13 protein-coding genes and 2 tRNA genes are annotated in these 17,626 nt (G+C 73.2%); 6 read left to right on the top strand and 9 right to left on the bottom strand.

The features are described from left to right. Window positions 1-368 precede the first annotated feature (368 nt). Window positions 369-794: an OsmC family protein gene (locus tag ACWDBE_RS21585; protein WP_449789664.1), complete on the bottom strand. Its 426-nt coding sequence runs from the start codon at window positions 792-794 to the stop codon at window positions 369-371. Window positions 795-1,115: 321 nt separating this feature from the next. On the opposite strand from ACWDBE_RS21585, the gene ACWDBE_RS21580 reads away from it, so the two are divergent. Both ACWDBE_RS21580 and lepB read left to right on the top strand, forming a co-directional pair. Next, complete coding sequence (locus ACWDBE_RS21580) at window positions 1,116-1,451, top strand: chorismate mutase (RefSeq protein ID WP_392881203.1); 336 nt, start codon at window positions 1,116-1,118, stop codon at window positions 1,449-1,451. 125 nt (window positions 1,452-1,576) lie between these two features. Beyond that, the gene (gene lepB / locus ACWDBE_RS21575; protein WP_449808809.1) at window positions 1,577-2,353 is read left to right on the top strand and encodes a signal peptidase I; all 777 of its coding nucleotides are present in this window, start codon (window positions 1,577-1,579) and stop codon (window positions 2,351-2,353) included. On the opposite strand, the gene ACWDBE_RS21570 is transcribed toward lepB, so the two are convergent. The 3 genes from ACWDBE_RS21570 to ACWDBE_RS21560 form a co-directional block, all read right to left on the bottom strand. Next, on the bottom strand, window positions 2,316-3,434 hold the full coding sequence (locus tag ACWDBE_RS21570; RefSeq protein WP_449789662.1) for an EamA family transporter: 1,119 nt from the start codon (window positions 3,432-3,434) through the stop codon (window positions 2,316-2,318). The two genes, lepB and ACWDBE_RS21570, sit on opposite strands and share 38 nt — an antisense overlap. 213 nt (window positions 3,435-3,647) lie before the next feature. Then, entirely contained in the window at window positions 3,648-6,077 is a 2,430-nt protein-coding gene (locus ACWDBE_RS21565; RefSeq protein WP_449808808.1) for a transglycosylase domain-containing protein, read from the bottom strand. A 224-nt stretch (window positions 6,078-6,301) separates the two neighbouring features. Beyond that, window positions 6,302-6,375, bottom strand: a tRNA-Lys gene (locus ACWDBE_RS21560). A 122-nt stretch (window positions 6,376-6,497) separates the two neighbouring features. Between ACWDBE_RS21560 and ACWDBE_RS21555 the strand changes: the two genes are divergently transcribed. Together ACWDBE_RS21555 and ACWDBE_RS21550 are read left to right on the top strand one after the other, a co-directional pair. After that, on the top strand, window positions 6,498-7,352 hold the full coding sequence (locus ACWDBE_RS21555) for a DUF998 domain-containing protein (RefSeq protein WP_449808807.1): 855 nt from the start codon (window positions 6,498-6,500) through the stop codon (window positions 7,350-7,352). Then, window positions 7,349-8,233: an alpha/beta fold hydrolase gene (locus tag ACWDBE_RS21550; RefSeq protein WP_449808806.1), complete on the top strand. Its 885-nt coding sequence runs from the start codon at window positions 7,349-7,351 to the stop codon at window positions 8,231-8,233. The genes ACWDBE_RS21555 and ACWDBE_RS21550 overlap by 4 nt, the downstream gene beginning before the upstream one ends. Window positions 8,234-8,347: 114 nt before the next feature. On the opposite strand, the gene ACWDBE_RS21545 is transcribed toward ACWDBE_RS21550, so the two are convergent. The 4 genes from ACWDBE_RS21545 to ACWDBE_RS21530 all read right to left on the bottom strand — a co-directional run bounded on the left by ACWDBE_RS21545 (window position 8,348) and on the right by ACWDBE_RS21530 (window position 12,591). Continuing rightward, a tRNA-Lys gene (locus ACWDBE_RS21545) sits at window positions 8,348-8,421 on the bottom strand. 60 nt (window positions 8,422-8,481) lie between these two features. Further along, the gene (locus ACWDBE_RS21540) at window positions 8,482-10,563 is read right to left on the bottom strand and encodes an ABC transporter ATP-binding protein (RefSeq protein ID WP_449808805.1); all 2,082 of its coding nucleotides are present in this window, start codon (window positions 10,561-10,563) and stop codon (window positions 8,482-8,484) included. Continuing rightward, the gene (locus tag ACWDBE_RS21535; RefSeq protein WP_449808804.1) at window positions 10,560-11,594 is read right to left on the bottom strand and encodes an ABC transporter permease; all 1,035 of its coding nucleotides are present in this window, start codon (window positions 11,592-11,594) and stop codon (window positions 10,560-10,562) included. The genes ACWDBE_RS21540 and ACWDBE_RS21535 overlap by 4 nt, the downstream gene beginning before the upstream one ends. 16 nt (window positions 11,595-11,610) lie before the next feature. After that, entirely contained in the window at window positions 11,611-12,591 is a 981-nt protein-coding gene (locus tag ACWDBE_RS21530; protein ID WP_449808803.1) for an ABC transporter permease, read from the bottom strand. Between the two features lie 333 nt (window positions 12,592-12,924). On the opposite strand from ACWDBE_RS21530, the gene ACWDBE_RS21525 reads away from it, so the two are divergent. Together ACWDBE_RS21525 and ACWDBE_RS21520 are read left to right on the top strand one after the other, a co-directional pair. After that, on the top strand, window positions 12,925-14,631 hold the full coding sequence (locus ACWDBE_RS21525; RefSeq protein WP_449789655.1) for an ABC transporter family substrate-binding protein: 1,707 nt from the start codon (window positions 12,925-12,927) through the stop codon (window positions 14,629-14,631). Window positions 14,632-15,128: 497 nt separating this feature from the next. Beyond that, complete coding sequence (locus ACWDBE_RS21520; protein ID WP_449789654.1) at window positions 15,129-16,370, top strand: low temperature requirement protein A; 1,242 nt, start codon at window positions 15,129-15,131, stop codon at window positions 16,368-16,370. Here the strand turns inward: ACWDBE_RS21520 and ACWDBE_RS21515 are convergent. Then, on the bottom strand, window positions 16,367-17,344 hold the full coding sequence (locus tag ACWDBE_RS21515) for a LysR family transcriptional regulator (protein ID WP_449789653.1): 978 nt from the start codon (window positions 17,342-17,344) through the stop codon (window positions 16,367-16,369). The genes ACWDBE_RS21520 and ACWDBE_RS21515 overlap by 4 nt on opposite strands. Window positions 17,345-17,626: the final 282 nt, after the last annotated feature.

Raw genomic sequence — 17,626 nt, 5'->3', positions numbered from 1 at the left:
CCTCGGAGTCGGCCCGCTGCGGGGGCCGCCCGTCGTGGGGTGGCGGCGCGCGGGGACCCGCCTGAGGGACAGGGCGCTGCGGCCGATCATAGGCCGGGATGGCAACGCGCGGTGACCGCCGCCAGGGTGATTCGCCTGCTTTGTGATCATGAATGGCGGTACGTGCAGACGCCCCTGGTGTACATCACATGATGTGCACCAGGGCCGTGTGCGCCGAAGCCGCGCCCCTGGGCGCCGGTCGCGCGCCGGAAGCGGTCCGGTGCGGGGACGCGAGCGGTCCGGAGCGGGACGGGAGCCGAGGGACAGGGGCCGAGGGGCGGGAGGGAAGAGAAGGGGAGAGAGGAGGGGAGAGGAGAAGAGGGCGCGGCTCAGGCCAGGGAGGCCGAGAGGGTGATGGTCGTGCCGGTCAGGGCCTGGCTGACCGGGCAGTTGGCCTTGGCGTCCTCGGCGGCCTTCGCGAAGCCGGCTTCGTCCAGTCCTGGGACGTCCCCGACGACGGTCAGGTGGATGCCGGTGATGCCCGTGCCGGGCTGGAAGGTGACGTCGGCCCGGGTGTCCAGCTTGGTGGGCGGGGTGCCGGCGCCGGTCAGGCCGTGCGAGAGGGCCATCGAGAAGCAGGCGGAGTGGGCGGCCGCGATCAGCTCCTCGGGGCTGGTCTTGCCGTTGGGTGCCTCGGCGCGGGACGGCCAGGAGACGGGGTACTCGCCGATCCCGGACGAGGCGAAGGTCACCAGCCCCTTGCCGTCGAGGAGGTTGCCCTCCCACGCGGTGGTGGCGGTGCGGGTGGTTGCCACGATCGGTTCCTCCAGTGCTGAGGGAGTGTTCGAACGGTCACTTCCGGTCATGCGTGCCCCAGCCTACGGCCAGAGCCCGCCCCGGTCCCGGCGCGTCACGCCGTAGCAGTCGGCCGTAGCGGTCGGTCGAGTGGTCGGGGTGGTCGGTCAGGGCAGTCGGTCGGGCACGGCGCCGGCGGGCGGTCCCGGCCCGCTGTCCGGATCGTGGACGGTTCCGTCCGACGGTGCGGGGCCCGGGCGGGGGCCCTGTTAGATTTGCCCGGGCCCGAGCCCGGCCGCCGTACGGCCGGGCGCCCACTCCAGACACCGGGAGCCGCCCCGATGACGGACCACTCCACGACCCCCGACGCCGGCTCGTCCGAGGGGATCGACGACGCCGTACGGGCCGAGCTGACCAGCCTGCGCGAGAGCATCGACAACATCGACGCCGCAGTGGTCCACATGCTGGCCGAGCGCTTCAAGGCGACCCAGAAGGTCGGCCGGCTCAAGGCCGAGCACAAGCTGCCGCCGGCCGACCCGGCGCGCGAGCGGGACCAGATCAAGCGGCTGCGGGAGCTGGCGGCGGGTGCGAAGCTGGACCCGGTCTTCGCGGAGAAGTTCCTGAACTTCATCATCGCCGAGGTCATCCGCCACCACGAGGCCATCGCCCGCTCCTGAAACCCGTGCCCGAGCGGCTCCGGGACACCCGGAGATGTCGGCGGCGGCTAAATGACCGATTTCGTCAGGCTCCACGGTTGGCGTAGCGTGCAGGTTTCCCCAGCCGGAGAGGTGGAGCAGCGACGATGGCGGTGAACCTGCCCGAAACGCCCAGCGGAGCCGGAGCGCCCAGCGGTACCGCGTCGGACGCCCACGGGGCGTCCGGCGGCCGCGCCGAGGCCCGCCGTCGGGCGCGCGGTTCGCGTGGCGGTACGGGCTGGCGGCCGCGGCCGTGGTGGATCGAGCTTCCGGTGATGGCGGCGGTCGGCCTGGTGGTCGCGCTGCTGATCAAGACCTGTCTGTTCCAGGTGTTCACCATCCCGTCCGGCTCGATGGAGAACACCCTGCGGATCGGCGACCGGGTCGGCGTGAACAAGTTGGCGCCGCTGACCGGCTGGGAGCCGGAGCAGGGGCAGCCGGTGGTGTTCAAGGACCCGGGGGGCTGGCTGCCGCCGCAGCCGACCGACCCCAACCCGTTCACCAACACCATGAGCTCGGTGCTCAGCTTCGTCGGCCTGGTGCCGCCGAAGGACGACAACTACCTGGTCAAGCGGGTCATCGCGACCGGTGGTCAGACCGTGCAGTGCCAGGGCACCACGCTGACCGTCGACGGGCGGAAGCTCGACGAGCCGTACCTGCACCCCGGGGACGACTCGTGCGCCGGGATGGACTTCGGGCCGGTGAAGGTGCCCGCGGGCTACGTCTGGGTCGAGGGCGACCACCGCAGCGACTCCGCGGACTCCCGCTTCCACCAGCACGGCCCGGGTGGCGGCGCCGTGCCGGTGGACAACGTGGTCGGCCCGGTGTCGGCCGTCGTGTGGCCGCTCAATCACCTCGACTGGTTCGGCTGGACCGGCCGCTGACCCCGCGCTCGGCGGTCACCCGGTCGCGGGCCCCGGGCCCGGCGGTTCCGGGGCCGGCAGCCCCGGCGGCGTCGATCCCGTAGTCAGCGGAGTCAGCCCCCGATCCCGCCCCCCTGTCCGCCCCCGGGTCAGCCCCGGTGTCCGCCCCCGCCTCCGCGGGCTTGCTCGCCTGCGCCGCGAAGGCGCCGGTCAGCACCAGCAGGCCGCCCGCGATCTGCGGCAGTCCGAGGTGCTCGCCGAGCAGCACCCAGGCCGTCACGGTGGCGACCACCGCCTCCAGGTTGGCGACCACCCCGGCGATCGGCGGCGACAGGTAGCCGACCGAGATCACCCCGGTGAGGTAGGCGAGCACGGTCGCGATCAGGACCATCCACACGGCCGGGAGGAACGCGGGCAGGGTGTGCCCGTTCATCACCACCGACCCGCCGAGCTTGCTCCAGTCGGCCTGCCAGGGCCGGGTGAGGGCGGTGAGGAGCACGGCGCCGACGAGCAGCCCGAACGCGCTGACGGCGAGCGGGTCGACCGGCCGGTCGCCGTGCCGGCCGGCGTCGGCGAGCACGAAGTAGCCGACCTGGCAGAAGGCCGCGCCGAGGGCGAACAGCACGCCCAGCGCGTCGAAGCTCAGACCGTTCCAGGCCTCGACCACACAGGCCAGCCCGGCCACCGCGACGCCGGCGCCGATGGCCGCGCCGCGGGTGATCGGCTTGCGCTGGACGAACTTGACGTAGCCGATCAGCAGCGGCGGCCCGAGGTACTCGATGAGCAGGGCGACGCCGACCGGGATGCGGGAGATCGCCGCGAAGTAGCAGGCCTGGACGCCGGCCACGGCGAGCAGGCCGAAGCCGAGCAGCAGGCCGGGGCGGCGCAGTACGGCGTCCCGGTGCCGGTAGGCGACCGGGAGGAGCGCCACCGCCGCGCCGGTGACCCGGAGCCACACCACGTGTAGCGGGGAGAGTCCGGCCTCTATCAGAGGCTTGGCCGCGGTGCCGGATCCGCCGAAGGCGATGGCGGAGACCAGGGCGAGGCCGAGGCCGAGGGTTCTGCCCGAAGGGAGGGTGGGCGAGGCCGTTGATCTGTGCACGGCCGCATTCTGACAGTCACACCGATGATCGGGTAAGGCGCCATTCCGTCATTCGGTCCTGCCCGCACCTGTGCGTCATGGCGCAATCACCCGATCCGGCAAGACCCGGGGCTCCGAGGGTCCCGAAGCTCCCACGGCCCCGGAACGCCTGGGGGCCCCGAGAGCCTCAAGGCTCCCGGGGCCCCAGGGCTCCGACGTGTCCGGACCCGTCCGTCAGCCCCTGGACCCGCCCGACGCCCCAGCCCCCGTCCCCGCGAGCGCGTCCGTCCCGCCGCCGGTCGGGGCGGTCGGCTGCGTGGTCGGGGCCGTGGTCGGCTGGGTGGTCGGCGTCGGCCGCGAGGTGGGCCGGGGCGGCCTGGTCGGCTGGGTGGTGGGCTCGGTCGGGGGAGGCGTCGGGGCGGTGGTCGCGCCGCCGTCCGTGCCGCCCGACGGGGTCGAGCCGTCGCCCGGCGCCGTGGTGGGGCCGGTGCTCGGAGTGCCGGTGGGGGCGCTCGTGGTCGGGGCGCTGCTCGGCGTGCTCGGGGCGCTCGGCAGGTCGGTGGCGCCCGAGGAGGCGCCGCCGGCCGGGGTCGGGAAGTCGCTGACCGGCTGGCCCTTGAGCGCGGCCTTCATGTAGCTGGTCCAGATCTGGGCCGGGTACTGGCCGCCGGCCGCGCCGTCGATGCCGCCGACGCCGCTCAGGCTGACCTGGGAGCCGTTGCCCGGGTCCTGCCCGAACAGGGCGACCGAGGTGACCAGTTCAGGGGTGTAACCCACGAACCAGACCGACTTCTGGTCGTCGGTGGTGCCGGTCTTGCCCGCCACCGGCCGGCCGAGCGCCTTCGCCCGCCAGCCGGTGCCGCCCGGGTCGCTCACCACGCCCTGGAGCATCGAGGTGACCTCGTTGGCGGTGTCCTCGCTGATCGCCTGGGTGGTCTTGTGCGCGGGCAGCGCGACGTTCTCGCCCTCGCGGTCCACCGCCTGGACCAGCCACGGGGTGATCTGCCTGCCGCCGTTGTCCAGGGTGGCGTACACGCCCGCCATGTCGAGCACGCTCGGGGTGGCCGCGCCCAGCGGAATGGACGGCACCGGGTCGAGCCCCGGGGTGTTGCCGGGCAGGCCCAGCGCGACGGCGGTGTCCTTGACCTTCTGCAGCCCGGTGTCCTGCGCGAGCTGCGCGAAGGCCGAGTTGACCGACCAGTCGGTGGCCTGCTGGAGAGTGATCTGGCCGTAGCTCTTGTCGCCCTCGTTCGGCGGCGCGTACGGGGTGCCCTTGCCGCCGCGGACCTTCCGGCCGCTGGTGCCGTCGTAGACCGTGTTCGGGGTGATGGTGCGTCCGTCCTGGGTCTTGGCGTCGTTCTCGAGGGCGGCGGCCAGCGCGATCGCCTTGAAGGTCGAGCCGGCCTGGTAGTCGCGCCGGGTGGCGTTGTCCACGTAGTGCTTCACGTAGTCGACGCCGCCGTACAGGGCGACGACCGCACCGGTCTTCGGGTCGACGGAGGCGGCTCCGGCCTGGGCGGCCGCGTCCTTCTTCCGCTTGTCCGGGCTCAGGGTGTCGTGCAGCTGGGCCTGGACGGAGTCCTGGAGGGCCTGCTGGCGGGCCGGGTCGATGCTCAGCTTGATCGTGTAGCCGCCCTTGGCCAGCTCGGTCTCGCTGATCACCCCGTTGGAGGTGAGGTACTGGGTGGCCGCGTCGACCAGGTAGCCGGCCTGGCCGGACAGACCCGGGTTGGGCTGAGGGTCCCGGACGTCGGGGAAGGTGGTCCCGGCACGCTCCTCCGCGGAGAGCCAGCCCTCCTTGACCATGCCGTCGAGCACGTAGTTCCAGCGGTTGACGGCGTTCTGCTTGCCCGCCGCGGTCGCGGTGGCGACGTCGTAGGCGCTCGGGGCGTTCAGCAGGGTGGCCAGGTAGGCGCCCTGGGCCGCGTTGAGGGCGGACGCGTCGACGCCGAAGTACGCCTGGGCGGCGGCCTGGATGCCGTAGGCGCCGCGGCCGTAGTAGGAGGTGTTCAGGTAGCCGGAGAGGATGTCGTCCTTGCTCTCGGTGGCGTCCACCTTGATGGCGATGAACAGTTCCTTCACCTTGCGGGTGATCGACTGCTTCTGGTTCAGGTACGTGTTCTTCACGTACTGCTGGGTGATGGTGGAGCCGCCCTGGGTGCCCTCGCCCTTGGCGGTGTTGATCGCGGCCCGGGCCAGGCCCTGAACGTTGACCGCGCCCTCGTCGTAGAAGTTCCGGTCCTCGGCGGCCAGCGCCGCGTGCTGGGCGGCGGGGGAGACCTTGTCCAGGCCGACGTTCTGCCGGTTGGTCTGGCCGGTGCGGGTGAGCACCGAACCGTCCGAGTAGAGCCAGGTGTTGCTCTGGGCGGTCGCGGCCGCGTGCGCGTCCGGCACCTTCACCAGGGCGATCCCCAGCGCGAACAGGCCGATGCCGAGCAGCAGCGCCGAGCCGAAACCGAGCAGGGTCATCCGCCAGGTGGGTATCAGCCGGCGCCAGCCGGTGCGCCTGGGACGGCGCGCCTTCTTGCCGCCGGACCCGCCGGACCCGCCGGACCCGCCGGGCCCACCGGACCCGCCGACCGGGCCGGTGGAGCGCTTGAACCGCTTGACCGGGCGGAGGTTGATCGACGGCGTGCGACGGCCGCTCTGGGCGTTTCTGGACAAAGCGCGGCCTTTCCTGCGGGTGCGTCGACGCAGCCGGCACGGACGGTGACATCGGCGGTTGGGGACCTTTGTCCCGATTCCGGTTCTACCGCCCTGGACGAGCAGACCGGGCCGGATGGCTCCGGCGGATCGCCAATCGAGACCGACATCACACGCAAATCGGACGTCGGAGGCCAAAAAATCGGGGAGCCCCTCGCTGTTGCGAGAGGCTCCCCAACTGTCTGTGCGCCGCCAGGGACTCGAACCCCGGACCCGCTGATTAAGAGTCAGCTGCTCTAACCAACTGAGCTAGCGGCGCCTGCTGACCTGGAAAACAATACACGCTTCCGAGGGGTGCCTCGAACCACCCCGGTGCCCGGCGCCCGATCCGCACCTTTCCTTCCGATTGGTGTGGAGTTCACCGCTGGTTAGGGTGGAACGGTGCCCAGCCACCAGCCAGGACACCGCGCCGCGCGGACGACGGCCGCCACCCTGCTGCTGCTCAGCGCCGTGGCGTACACCGCCTGGGTGCTGGAGGTCGTGCTGAGCACCGGGCTCGACCCGGTGCAGGCGTACATCAGCGAACTCGCCGCCGAGGACCAGCCGCTGGGCGGCCTGTTCCGGGCCACCGACCTCGCCGCCGGGCTCTGCCTGCTCGCCGCCGCCGGCACCGCCCTCGCCACCGGGCAGGCCGGGGCCTCCCGGCGGCACCGCTGGGCGCTGGCCGGCTGGTCCGCGCTGGCCCTGTTCGGCGCCGCGACCGCCGCCGACTCCCGGCTGCCGCTCAGCTGCGCCCCCACCAGCGACGAGATGTGCGCCGCCCGGGAGACCGCCGGGCTCGTCCCCGCCACCCACACCGCGCACGCCGTCACCAGCAGCCTCGCCATGGCCGGGGCGCTCACCGCGCTCGTCTCGCTCACCGTGGCCGCCCGGCGCTACCACTGGTGGCCGCCGGTGCGCCGGTTCGGGCCCTGGCTGCTGGGCGCCGAGCTCCTCGCCACCGGCTGGAGCCTCGCCTCGATCGCCGCCTTCCAGACCGGGCGCGGCACCTGGGCGCTCGGGGCCGGGCAGCGGCTGCAGGTGCTGCTGGTCGCGATCTGGCTCGGTCTGCTGGCTCTGGGCATCGCCCGCTCCGCCCGTACGGACGCCCCGGACGCGTCGGACGCCCCGGACGCGTCGGACGCCCCGGACGCGTCGGACGCCCCGGACGCGTCGGACCCCTCCGACCGGACGCACCAGGACGCCATGCCGGGGCGCCGCCCTGCCGGGCCGTCCCGGGACCGGAGGCCGACATGAGCGCCCCCGGAGCGCGGACCGGCAACCGGGCGCGCTTCCTGCGCATCGACGGCGTCCCGCTGCACGTCCGCACCGAGGGCAGCGGCCCGGTCTGCCTGCTCTCCGGCGGCCTCGGCAGCAGCTGGTTCGACTGGGACCTGGTCGTCCCCTTCCTCACGCCCTACCGCACCGTGGTCCGCTTCGACCGGCCCGGTTACGGGCTGAGCGCCGCCGAACCCGCCGCCGGGCGGCCCGCCCCGACGGCGGCCGGCGAGGCCGGGCGAATACGCGCGGTGCTGGACGGCCTCGGGCTGCGGGAGCCCTGCACGGTGGTCGGGCACTCGCTCGCGGGCCTCCATGCCGAGGCCTTCGCCCGGCTGCACCCCGAGCGCACCGCGGGACTCGTGCTGGTGGACGGCAGCATGGAGGCGCGGCCCCGGCCGTACCCGGCGCCCGGCGCGCGCGACCTGGCGGCCCGGGCGGTGGCCTGCGCCGCCACCGCCCTCGCCGTGCCCTACCTGCTGGGCCCGACCGTCCGACGGACCACGGCCCGGCTGTCCACCGTCCACCGGGAGGACCTCGCCCCGGCGCCGCTGGTGCGGCACTGCTACCGCACCGGGCGGGCCCTGCGCGCGATGCTGCGGGAGAACGTCCGCTACCTCGACACGGCCGCCGAACTGGACGGGCTGCGGCGCACCAGGCCGCTGGCCGAGGACCTGCCGATCACCGTGCTGGCCGCCGACGACGGCTGCCGGACCCGCCGCACCGAGGACTGGCTGGCCCGGCAGCGGGAGCTGGCGGCCCTGCTGGGGGCGGACTTCCGCATCACCGCCCCGGCCGGGCACCTGGTGATGTTCGACCGCCCGGACGCGGTCGCCTCGGCGGTGCTCGACACCCGCTGAGGCGCCGTCGAAGCGCCGTCGAAGTGTCACCCCAGGGGGCGCGGGGCCGGCCCACCCGGGCCGGAAAACGCCTCAGGCCGCCCACCGGAGTGGACGGCCTGAGACCTTGCCATGTGCGCCGCCAGGGACTCGAACCCCGGACCCGCTGATTAAGAGTCAGCTGCTCTAACCAACTGAGCTAGCGGCGCTTGCTGACGTCGAAGACATTACACGGCGCCGACCGGATCCGCCGAATCGTGTTCGAGCGATCACTCCATGTGGCCGTTTCCGGGTTCCGGGAAGTGGCAGGCCGCCTGCTGGGCCGTGCCCGGGGCGCCGCCGACCAGGGCGGGACGCTCCCGGTCGCAGCGGGCCCGGTCCGCAGGGGCCGTGAGCGCGGCGTAGCGCGGGCACCGGCTGCGGAAGACGCAGCCGGTGCGGCGCTCGGTGGGCGGGGGAGGGTCGCCGGCCAGCAGGATGCGGTCGCGGGCGCGCTCGGCGGCGGGGTCGGGGAGCGGGACGGCGGAGAGCAGGGCACGGGTGTACGGGTGGCGGGGGTGGTCGAAGACGGCGGAGACCTCACCCTGCTCGACCGTCCGGCCGAGGTACATCACGCTGACCCGGTCGGCGAGGTGCCGGATCACCGAGAGGTCGTGCGAGACGAACAGGTAGGACAGGCCCAGCTCGGCCTTGAGGCTCTGCAGCAGGTTGAGCACCCCGGCCTGGATGGAGACGTCCAGCGCGGAGACCGGTTCGTCCAGCACCAGCAGCCTGGGCCGTACGGCGAGCGCCCGGGCGATCGAGACGCGCTGGCGCTGGCCGCCGGAGAACTGGTGCGGGTAGCGGACGGCGTGCTCCGGGTCGAGGCCGACCTGGCGCAGCAACTCGGGCACCCGGCGGGCGATCTCCTCGCGCGGGGCGCGCTGGGCCAGCAGCGGTTCGGCGACGATGTCGCCGATCGGCATCCGGGGGTCGAGGCTGGCCATCGGGTCCTGGAAGACGATCTGCAACTGGGCGCGGAGCCGGTGGGCCTCGGCCCGGGTGAGGGCGGCGGTGTCCCGGCCGAGCAGTTCGATCCGGCCGGTCTCGGGGGCGCCGAGCCGCAGCAGTTCGAACAGCGTGGTGGACTTGCCGGAGCCGGACTCCCCGACCAGGCCGAGGGTCTCGCCCTCCCGCAGGTCCAGGTCGACGCCGTCCACCGCGTACACCTCGCCGACCTTGCGCTTGAACACCGTGCCCTTGAGGAGAGGGAACGTTTTTCCGAGGCCGCTCACCGACAGCACCGGGGTACGGGCGGAACGGTCGCCGGGGCCGGTGGCGCCGGCGGGCACCTCCGGTACGGGGTAGACCTCGGCGGGTGCGGGCCGCCGCTCGGCGAGTTCCGCCGAGCGCACGCACGCCGACAGGTGGCCGTCGGCCCCTTCCAGGGCGGGCTCGGCCGGGGTGCAGCGCTCCTGCGCCAGCGGGCAGCGCGCCGCGAACGGGCAGCCCTGGGGCAGTTCGGCCATCGGTGCCGGGATGCCGGGGATCGGCACGAGCGGACCGCCGCGTCCGTCCAGCCGGGGCAGCGCGCCGATCAGACCGAGCGAATAGGGGTGGCGCGGGGCCGCGAACAGCTCGTCCACCGCGGCCGTCTCGACCACCCGGCCGGCGTACATCACCGCGACCCGGTCGGCCGTTCCGGCGATCACCCCGAGGTCGTGGCTGACCAGGACGAGTGCCGCGCCGGTCTCCCGCTGGGCGGTGCGCAGCACGTCCAGCACCTGGGCCTGGATGGTGACGTCGAGCGCGGTGGTGGGCTCGTCGGCGAGCAGGATGTCGGGCTCGTTGGCGACCGCCATGGCGATCATGGCGCGCTGACGCATGCCGCCGGAGAACTCGTGGGGGAAGCTGTCCAGGGCCCGGTCGGGCGCCGGGATGCCGACCAGGTCGAGGAGTTCGGCGGCCCGGCGGCGCGCGGCGGCCTTGTCCACCCGCTGGTGGATGCGGACCGCCTCGGCGATCTGGTCGCCGATCCGGTAGACCGGGGTGAAGGCGGAGAGCGGGTCCTGGAAGACCATGGCGACCCGGCGGCCGCGGATCGCGGCGAGCTCCCGGCCGGGCAGTCCGACCAGTTCCCGTCCGTCCAGGCGCACCGAGCCGCTGACGCGCGCCGTGCCGGGCAGCAGTCCGAGCACGGACAGCGCGGTGACGGACTTCCCGGAGCCGGACTCGCCGACGATGCCGAGGGTCTCGCCGCGCCGCAGGGTGAGGTCCACCCCGCGGACGGCGGGGACCGGGCCGTCGGGCCCGGCGAAGTCCACCCGCAGGTCCCGGACGGCGAGCAGCGGGGTTTCGACGGTGGTGGTCACGGGTGCTTCCTACGGCCGGCGGAGTGGCGGGTACGGCGGGAACGACCGGTGCGGCGGGAGCGACCGGTGCGGCGTGAACGGCGGGGCGCGGCCCCGGAGGTGGGGTCGAGGGCGTCGCGCAGCCCGTCCCCGATCAGGTTGACGGCGAGGACGAACAGCACCAGCAGCGCGGCGGCGAAGTAGAACAGCCAGGGGAACACCGGGGCCTCGCCGGTCCCGGCGGCGAGCAGGGTGCCGAGCGAGACGTCCGGCGGCTTGACCCCGAAGCCGAAGTAGGAGAGCGCGGTCTCGCTCATCACGGCGCCGCCGACCGCGATGGTGGCGTCGATGATGAGGAAGGAGGCGACGTTGGGCAGGATGTGCCGGCTGATGATCCGCAGCGGACGCACCCCCATGAACCGTGCGGCGCGGACGAACTCGCGCTCCCGCAGGGAGATGGTCATCGAGCGGACCACCCGGGCGGTGATCATCCAGTTGAACAGCGCGAGCAGCAGGACGAAGGCGATCCAGCCGGCGCCCTTCAGCCGGGCCGAGACGATGGTGATGATCAGGAAGGCCGGGAAGACCAGCAGCAGGTCCACCAGGAACATCAGCGCCCGGTCCGTCCAGCCGCCGAAGTAGCCGGCGCAGGCGCCGACCACCGAGGCCAGCACGGTGGAGAACAGCGCCACCAGCAGGCCGATGACCAGCGACTTCTGCAGGCCGCGGACGGTCTGCGCGAAGACGTCCTGGCCGACCCCGTTGGTGCCGAACAGGTGCTCGGCGGACGGGGGTTGGTGGAGCGCGGAGAAGTCGGGGGCGGCGTAGTCCCAGGGCGTCAGGTACGGCCCGCCGAAGGCGAGCGCGAACAGCAGCAGCACCACGACGGCGCCGACCACGGCCCCGCGGGCGGCGAGCAGCCGGGACAGGACGAGCCGGCCGCGGCCGGCGGCCCGGGGCGGTCCGGCGGGTGGGCCGGCGGGTGGGCCGGCTTCGGCGGGCCCGGACGGCCCGGACGGTTCGGCCGGCTCGGCGGTGGTGACGGTCGTCATCTCGGCTCTCCTCCGGTCAGGACCGCACGCGCGGGTCGAGGGCGGCGTGCAGGGTGTCGGCGAGGAAGCCGGAGGCGAGCACGACGACGGCGGTGAACAGGTTGATCGCGACCACCGAGTTGACGTCCTGTTCGTTGATGGACTTGATCAGCCACTCGCCCATGCCGTGCCAGCCGAAGATCGTCTCGGTGAAGATCGCGCCGGTGAAGATGCCCAGGAAGCTGTAGGCGAACATGGTCGACATGGGGATCACCGCGGTCCGCAGTCCGTGCCTGAGCAGCGCCCGGCCGCGGGTCAGGCCCTTGGCCTCGGCGGTGCGCAGGTAGTCGGAGCCGAGCACGTCGAGCATGGTGCCGCGCTGGTAGCGGCTGTAGGTGGCGAGGCCGCCGAGGGCCAGCGAGACGGTGGGCAGCAGCAGGTGCAGCGCCCAGTCGGCGAGGTGGGTGCCGAGGCCGCCGGTGAGCCCGGGGGTCTCGTAGCCGGTGAACGGGATCACCTCGTGGCCGGCCGCGTCCTTGGCGGCGATGGCGCCGTTCTTGAGGAACAGCGCGACCAGGAAGACGGGGGTGGAGAGCAGCACGAAGGACAGCACGGTGAGCAGCCGGTCGGAGATCCGGTACTGGCGCACCGCGCTCCACGCCCCGACGGCGACGCCGAGGACCATGCCCAGCAGACTGCCGAGCAGCAGCAGCCGCAGCGAGACCCAGACCCGGCGGCCGAAGTCGTCGGTGACCGGGGTGTCGTGGATGGTCCGGCCGAGGTCGCCGTCGAGCAGCCCGCCGGCCCAGTGGCCGAAGCGCTCGACCACCGGGGTGCGGTCGTTCAGATTGAGCGCGGTGAGCTGGCGCTCCACCGACTCGACGGACGGCCGGGGGACCTTGGCCTCGAAGTAGGTGCGCGGCTGCAGCGCGGTCGCGGAGATCGCGTACGCCAGGAAGACGGCGGCGATCAGCAGCACCGCGTAGTAGCTCAACCGCTTCGCGAGGTAGCGGAGCATCAATGGCCGCCCGTCGCGGTGCGGGTGGGGCCGACGCGTCTGGTGGGCATCGGGTGTGGCCTTCGGTCCGGGCCCCCGGTCGGGGCGTCAGTTGGCGTGACTCAAAAGGGGGTTGGGTAAGCGCAGGTCAGAGTGAAGCACCGGCGCGCTGAGGCGGTGTTGCGGCCGTGTTGCCGCCCGTGACTTCTGGATCAGGTGTGCGCTCCTCCCCCTGGTGGCGGATCTGATCGGCTGTTACGTTCTGCTCGCTCGGTGCCGAATTGGCTGCCCACGCTCAAGCCCCGTCACACCTCGCGCGCCCCAACTCCCGTCATCGATCCCAGGGGGACCCTCATGGACGCTTCCCGTACGGCCCGCCGTCTCGGCCGGGCGGCCGGCCTCGCCGTCGCCGTCGCGCTCGCGGTCACCGCGTGCACCTCGGGCGGAGGAGGGTCGGCCGACGGCGTGGCCAAGAGCGAGCCGCCGAGACAGGACTCCCAGGACATCAACGTCAAGCCGCTGGACCAGATCAGGGACGGCGGGGAGGTGCGCTTCCAGCTGGACCAGTGGATCACCCAGTGGAACCCGCTCCAGGTGGACGGCGGCTCCTACACCGACACGGTGAACCTGATCCGGGCCGTGGAGCCCTCGCTCTTCCGCACCGACGCCTCCGGCGCCTTCCAGGCGGACCCGGACTACCTGGTGGAGGCCAAGGTCACCTCGGTCTCGCCGCAGGTGGTCACGTACAGGCTGAACCCCAAGGCCAAGTGGTCCGACGGCAAGCCGCTGAGCTACCTGGACTTCAAGGCCGACTGGCAGGCGGGCAACGGCAAGGACCCGGCGTACAACATCTACGACCCCTCCGGCTACGAGCTGATCTCCGCGGTCGAGCAGGGCGCCGACCCGAGCGAGGTCAAGGTCACCTTCTCGGAGCCGTACGCGGACTGGCAGAACCTGTTCCGCCCGCTGATCCCGGCGGCCGGCATCGCCACCCCAGACGACTTCAACAAGGGCTGGGTGGAGAAGGTCCCGATCACCGCGGGCCCGCTGAAGATCGGCGTGGCGGACAAGACCGCGCAGACCATCAGCCTGGTGCCGGACCCGGCCTGGTGGGGCACCCGGCCCAAGCTCGACAAGATCACCTTCCGGGTGATGGACAAGGCCGCGAGCATCCAGGCGTACCTCAACAACGAGATCGACTTCGCCTCGGCCGGCACCGCCACCGCGTACGGGCAGCTCAAGAACGCCAAGGACACCGTGATCCGGGCCGCCAGCCCGTGGGACGAGGTGCACATCTCCTTCGGCGGCACCGGCGCGCTCGCCGACCGGAAGGTCCGGCAGGCGCTCGGCAGGGCGCTCGACCGCTCGGCGCTGATCAAGATCGCCAACAACGGGGTGCCGGTGGAGTTCAAGCCGCTCGGCAACCACATCATCATGCCCAACCAGGCCGGCTACCAGGACAACTCCGGCGAGTGGGCGAAGTTCGACCTGGCCGCGGCCAAGCGACTGCTGGACGAGGCCGGGTGGAAGGAGTCCGGCAGCGGCCAGCCGCGCACCAAGGACGGCAAGCCGCTGGAACTGCACTGGGTGCTCAGCGACGGCACCCAGCAGGCCCAGGTCGACCTCGCCACCGCGGCGGCGGCGATGTGGCAGGCCGTGGGGGTCAAGGTCGACCTGGACAAGGTTGCGGCCAACGACTACTTCGCCAAGTACGTCACCCCGGGCAAGTTCGACATCGCGAGCTGGCGCAACACCGACTCGTTCCCGAACTCCAAGAGCCTGGCCAACTTCCGTCTGCCGGTGGGGGACAACACCTTCAGCAACCCTTCGCGACTGGGGACCCCGGAGATCGACGCCCTGCTGAAGAAGGCGGCCGGGACGGTCGACCCGGCGGAGGCGGCGAAGCTCTACAACCAGGCGGACGCGAAGATCTGGGAGCTCGGCCACACCGTGGAGCTCTACCAGCGGCCCGCCGTGGTGGCGACCCGCAAGGGGCTGGCCAACTACGGTGCCTTCGGCCTCGCCCAGGAGGACTACAGCAAGGTCGGCTGGGAGAAGTAGCCGCCGCCCGAACGGGCCCGGCCGCCGCACGGCAGGCGCTGGCGAGCAGCGCGGTGATCACGAGGCCGGTGGAGCGGGCGCGGGGGGACCGGCTCTGCCGCCCCCGCTGCCCGACCACCCGCCTTGACCTTCCGCGTTGCCCGCAGACCGCCCGTGTCGTGGGGCCCGGCAGGGCCCGCGCTCTTCCAACCGGGGAAGAATCTAGCGGCGCTCCGGCCGCCCGCGAGGCAGCGCGCGGGGCACGCCCGGAAATCCGCCGAGCTGTCACCCGGTTCGCGCACCGGAGCGTCAACTACGGCTGACAGCAAGGAAAAAAGGGGCATTCTGGCCATTGTGGCCCGGCTGTGAGGGGGCTTCCCGCCCCTGGTCCGTGCGCGCACACCGCCGTGCCCGCGCGTGCACACCTGCCGCGCCGATGCGTGCGCCCCTCCCGGACCGCTGCCAGGATGCGCGGGACAGGCACTTCCGCCCCCCTTCCCGACTCCGGAGCAGCTCCGATGGCCAGTGACCCCGCTGCCGCGGCACCCCACAGCCACCCCGTCGATCCGCCGCCGGTGCGCCGGATGGTCCCGCGCGACCGGCACGAGCCGCACCGGGTCTCCACCCCGCTGGAGCTGTTCTTCGACCTCTGCTTCGTGGTCGCGGTCGGCCAGGCCGGGCGGGAACTGGCCCACGCCCTGGCGGCCGGGCACTACGGCGACGGGCTGCGCGGCTACGCGCTGGCCTTCTTCGCGATCTGGTGGGCCTGGATGAACTTCACCTGGTTCGCCTCCGCGTACGACGTCGACGACGTGCCGTACCGGATCACCACGCTGGTGCAGATCGCCGGGGTGCTGATCCTCGCCGCCGGGGTGCCGCGGCTGTTCGCCACCCAGGACCTGACGCTGGCGATCGCCGGCTACGTGGTGATGCGGCTGGCGATGGTCACCCAGTGGCTGCGCGCGGCCGCCAGCGAGCAGGGCCTGGCACGAAGGGTCGCGCTGGGCTACGCGGCGGGGATCACGCTCTGCCAGGTCGGCTGGGTGGTGACGCTGTTCCTGCCGCACGACGTCCGCCCGTACGCCATCCCGCTCGGGGTGCTGTGCGAGCTGGCCGTGCCGGTGATCGCCGAGCTGCGGATGCGGACCTCCTGGCACCCGCACCACATCGCCGAGCGGTACGGGCTGTTCACCCTGATCGTGCTCGGCGAGACGGTGGCCGCGGCCACCGTCGCGGTGCAGTCGGCGGTGGACGAGCACGAGGACCTGGGCCGGCTGGTGCCGGTGGCGGCCGGCGGGCTGCTGATCTGCTTCTCGGCCTGGTGGATCTACTTCGCCCGGTCCGTCCACGAGCATCTGCGCTCCAACCGGCAGGCACTGGTCTGGGGCTACGGGCACTACCTGGTGTTCGGCTCGGCGGCGGCGATCGGCACCGGGCTGGAGGTCGCGGTGGAGTCGGCGGTGCGCCAGGCGCACATCTCGGACACCGCCGCCACCGCGACCGTCACCGTGCCCACCGCGCTCTACCTGCTCACGGTCTGGCTCCTGCACTCCCGGCACACCAAGCGGGGTGCGGCGGCCCAGGCGGTCGCGCCGGTGGGGGCCGCGCTGGTGCTGGCCTGCACCGCGTTCGGCGGCTCCGGGGTGCTCGCGGCGGGCCTGGTCTGCACGCTGACGGTGGCGGTGGGCGTGCTGATCCACGGCAGGGAGAGCCGGCGGGCGGGCGTGTGGGCGCGGGGCCGGCGGGCGGGCGCCGGCTAGCCGATGCGTTCCAGCAGCACCGGCTCGTGCTCCGCCAGCCAGTCCAGGTAGGCCGGGTTGACCCTGGCCAGATCCAGGTAGGCGGCCCGCAGTTCGCCGTACAGCGCGTCCAGGGCGGGCGGGCTGAGCACCCGCGGACGCCAGGTGAACAGCAGCCGGACGGCCAGAGGGTCTCCGTGCACCGGGCGGACCACCGTGCCGGGGCCGGGTAACGAGGTCGGCTGGCACGGGCGGACGGCCTCGCCGGAGGCGACCAGCTCGGCGGCGGTGGCGTTGTCCCGCACCTGGACGACCCGGGGGTTGAGCCCGGCCTCGCTGAACACCCGGCGCATCGCCGCGTACTCGTGGTCGGCGGTCGGGTCGACCATCCAGGTGTCCTCGGCGAGGTCGGTCAGGTGGACGACCGGCCGGGCGGCGGCCGGGTGTCCGGCGGCGAGCGCGACGAACTGCGGTTCCCTGGCCATCAGCACCCGGTGCTCGGCGTCCGGCGGCATCCGCAGCGGGAAGCCCTCGCACTCGTACACGAAGGCCACGTCCAGCTGGTCGGCGGCGACCATCCGCAGCAGCGCGCCGGCCGAGACGTCCACGTGGATGGTGGTGTCGGTGTCCGGCAGCCGCTCGTGCACCCGGCGCAGCCAGGCCGCGACCGCCCGGCTGCCGACGCTGCCGATCCGCAGCCGCCGCTGCCGTCCCGGCCCGGCCGAGTCCCGGGCCTCCTGGCGGGCGGCGGCCACCAGGGCGGCCATCTCGGTGATCACCGGCCGGGCCCGGGAGAGCACCGAGTGGCCGAGCGCGGTGGGCCGGCTGCCGGTCTGCTCGCGGGTGAACAGGGTGCCGCCGATGGCCCGTTCGATGCGGTGCAGCTGGGTGGTGAGGGAGGGCTGGGTCATGCCGAGCTGGAGCGCGGCCTTGCGGAGGCTGCCGCTGTCGGCGATCGCGCACAGCACCCGGAGGTGTCTCACGTCGAGCTCCACGTCCGGAGCATAGACGTCGCCGCACCGTATCGCCAAGGACATGACAGGTATTCAAGGCGTGCCGAAGAGCCGGTCGGCGGACCGACCGGCCGGTCGACCGGCCCGGCGTGCGGCGAACCGGGCGGTCATGCGGCGGTGCTATCGCCGGTTGGCATCATCCGTGACGGCACCGGGCGGGTCGAAGCTCGGTGGGCAGCAACCCGTCCCGGCCACACCGTCGGGGCGGCCCCCACCGCGCGCCGTCCCGGGCCCGGCCCCACCGGCCCCGGCGAGCCGGCGCGC

The sequence above is a fragment of the Kitasatospora sp. NPDC001132 genome (assembly GCF_053598415.1).
This window is presented reverse-complemented; position numbering and strand designations above follow the sequence as displayed.

Bases quoted from the DNA above. Each gene is read 5' to 3' on its own strand.
- ACWDBE_RS21580 (WP_392881203.1), top strand. From the start codon at position 1,116: ATGACGGACCACTCCACGACCCCCGACGCCGGCTCGTCCGAGGGGATC.
- lepB (WP_449808809.1), top strand. From the start codon at position 1,577: ATGGCGGTGAACCTGCCCGAAACGCCCAGCGGAGCCGGAGCGCCCAGC.
- ACWDBE_RS21550 (WP_449808806.1), top strand. From the start codon at position 7,349: ATGAGCGCCCCCGGAGCGCGGACCGGCAACCGGGCGCGCTTCCTGCGC.
- ACWDBE_RS21535 (WP_449808804.1), bottom strand. From the start codon at position 11,594: ATGACGACCGTCACCACCGCCGAGCCGGCCGAACCGTCCGGGCCGTCC.
- ACWDBE_RS21530 (WP_449808803.1), bottom strand. From the start codon at position 12,591: ATGCTCCGCTACCTCGCGAAGCGGTTGAGCTACTACGCGGTGCTGCTG.
- ACWDBE_RS21525 (WP_449789655.1), top strand. From the start codon at position 12,925: ATGGACGCTTCCCGTACGGCCCGCCGTCTCGGCCGGGCGGCCGGCCTC.
- ACWDBE_RS21520 (WP_449789654.1), top strand. From the start codon at position 15,129: ATGGCCAGTGACCCCGCTGCCGCGGCACCCCACAGCCACCCCGTCGAT.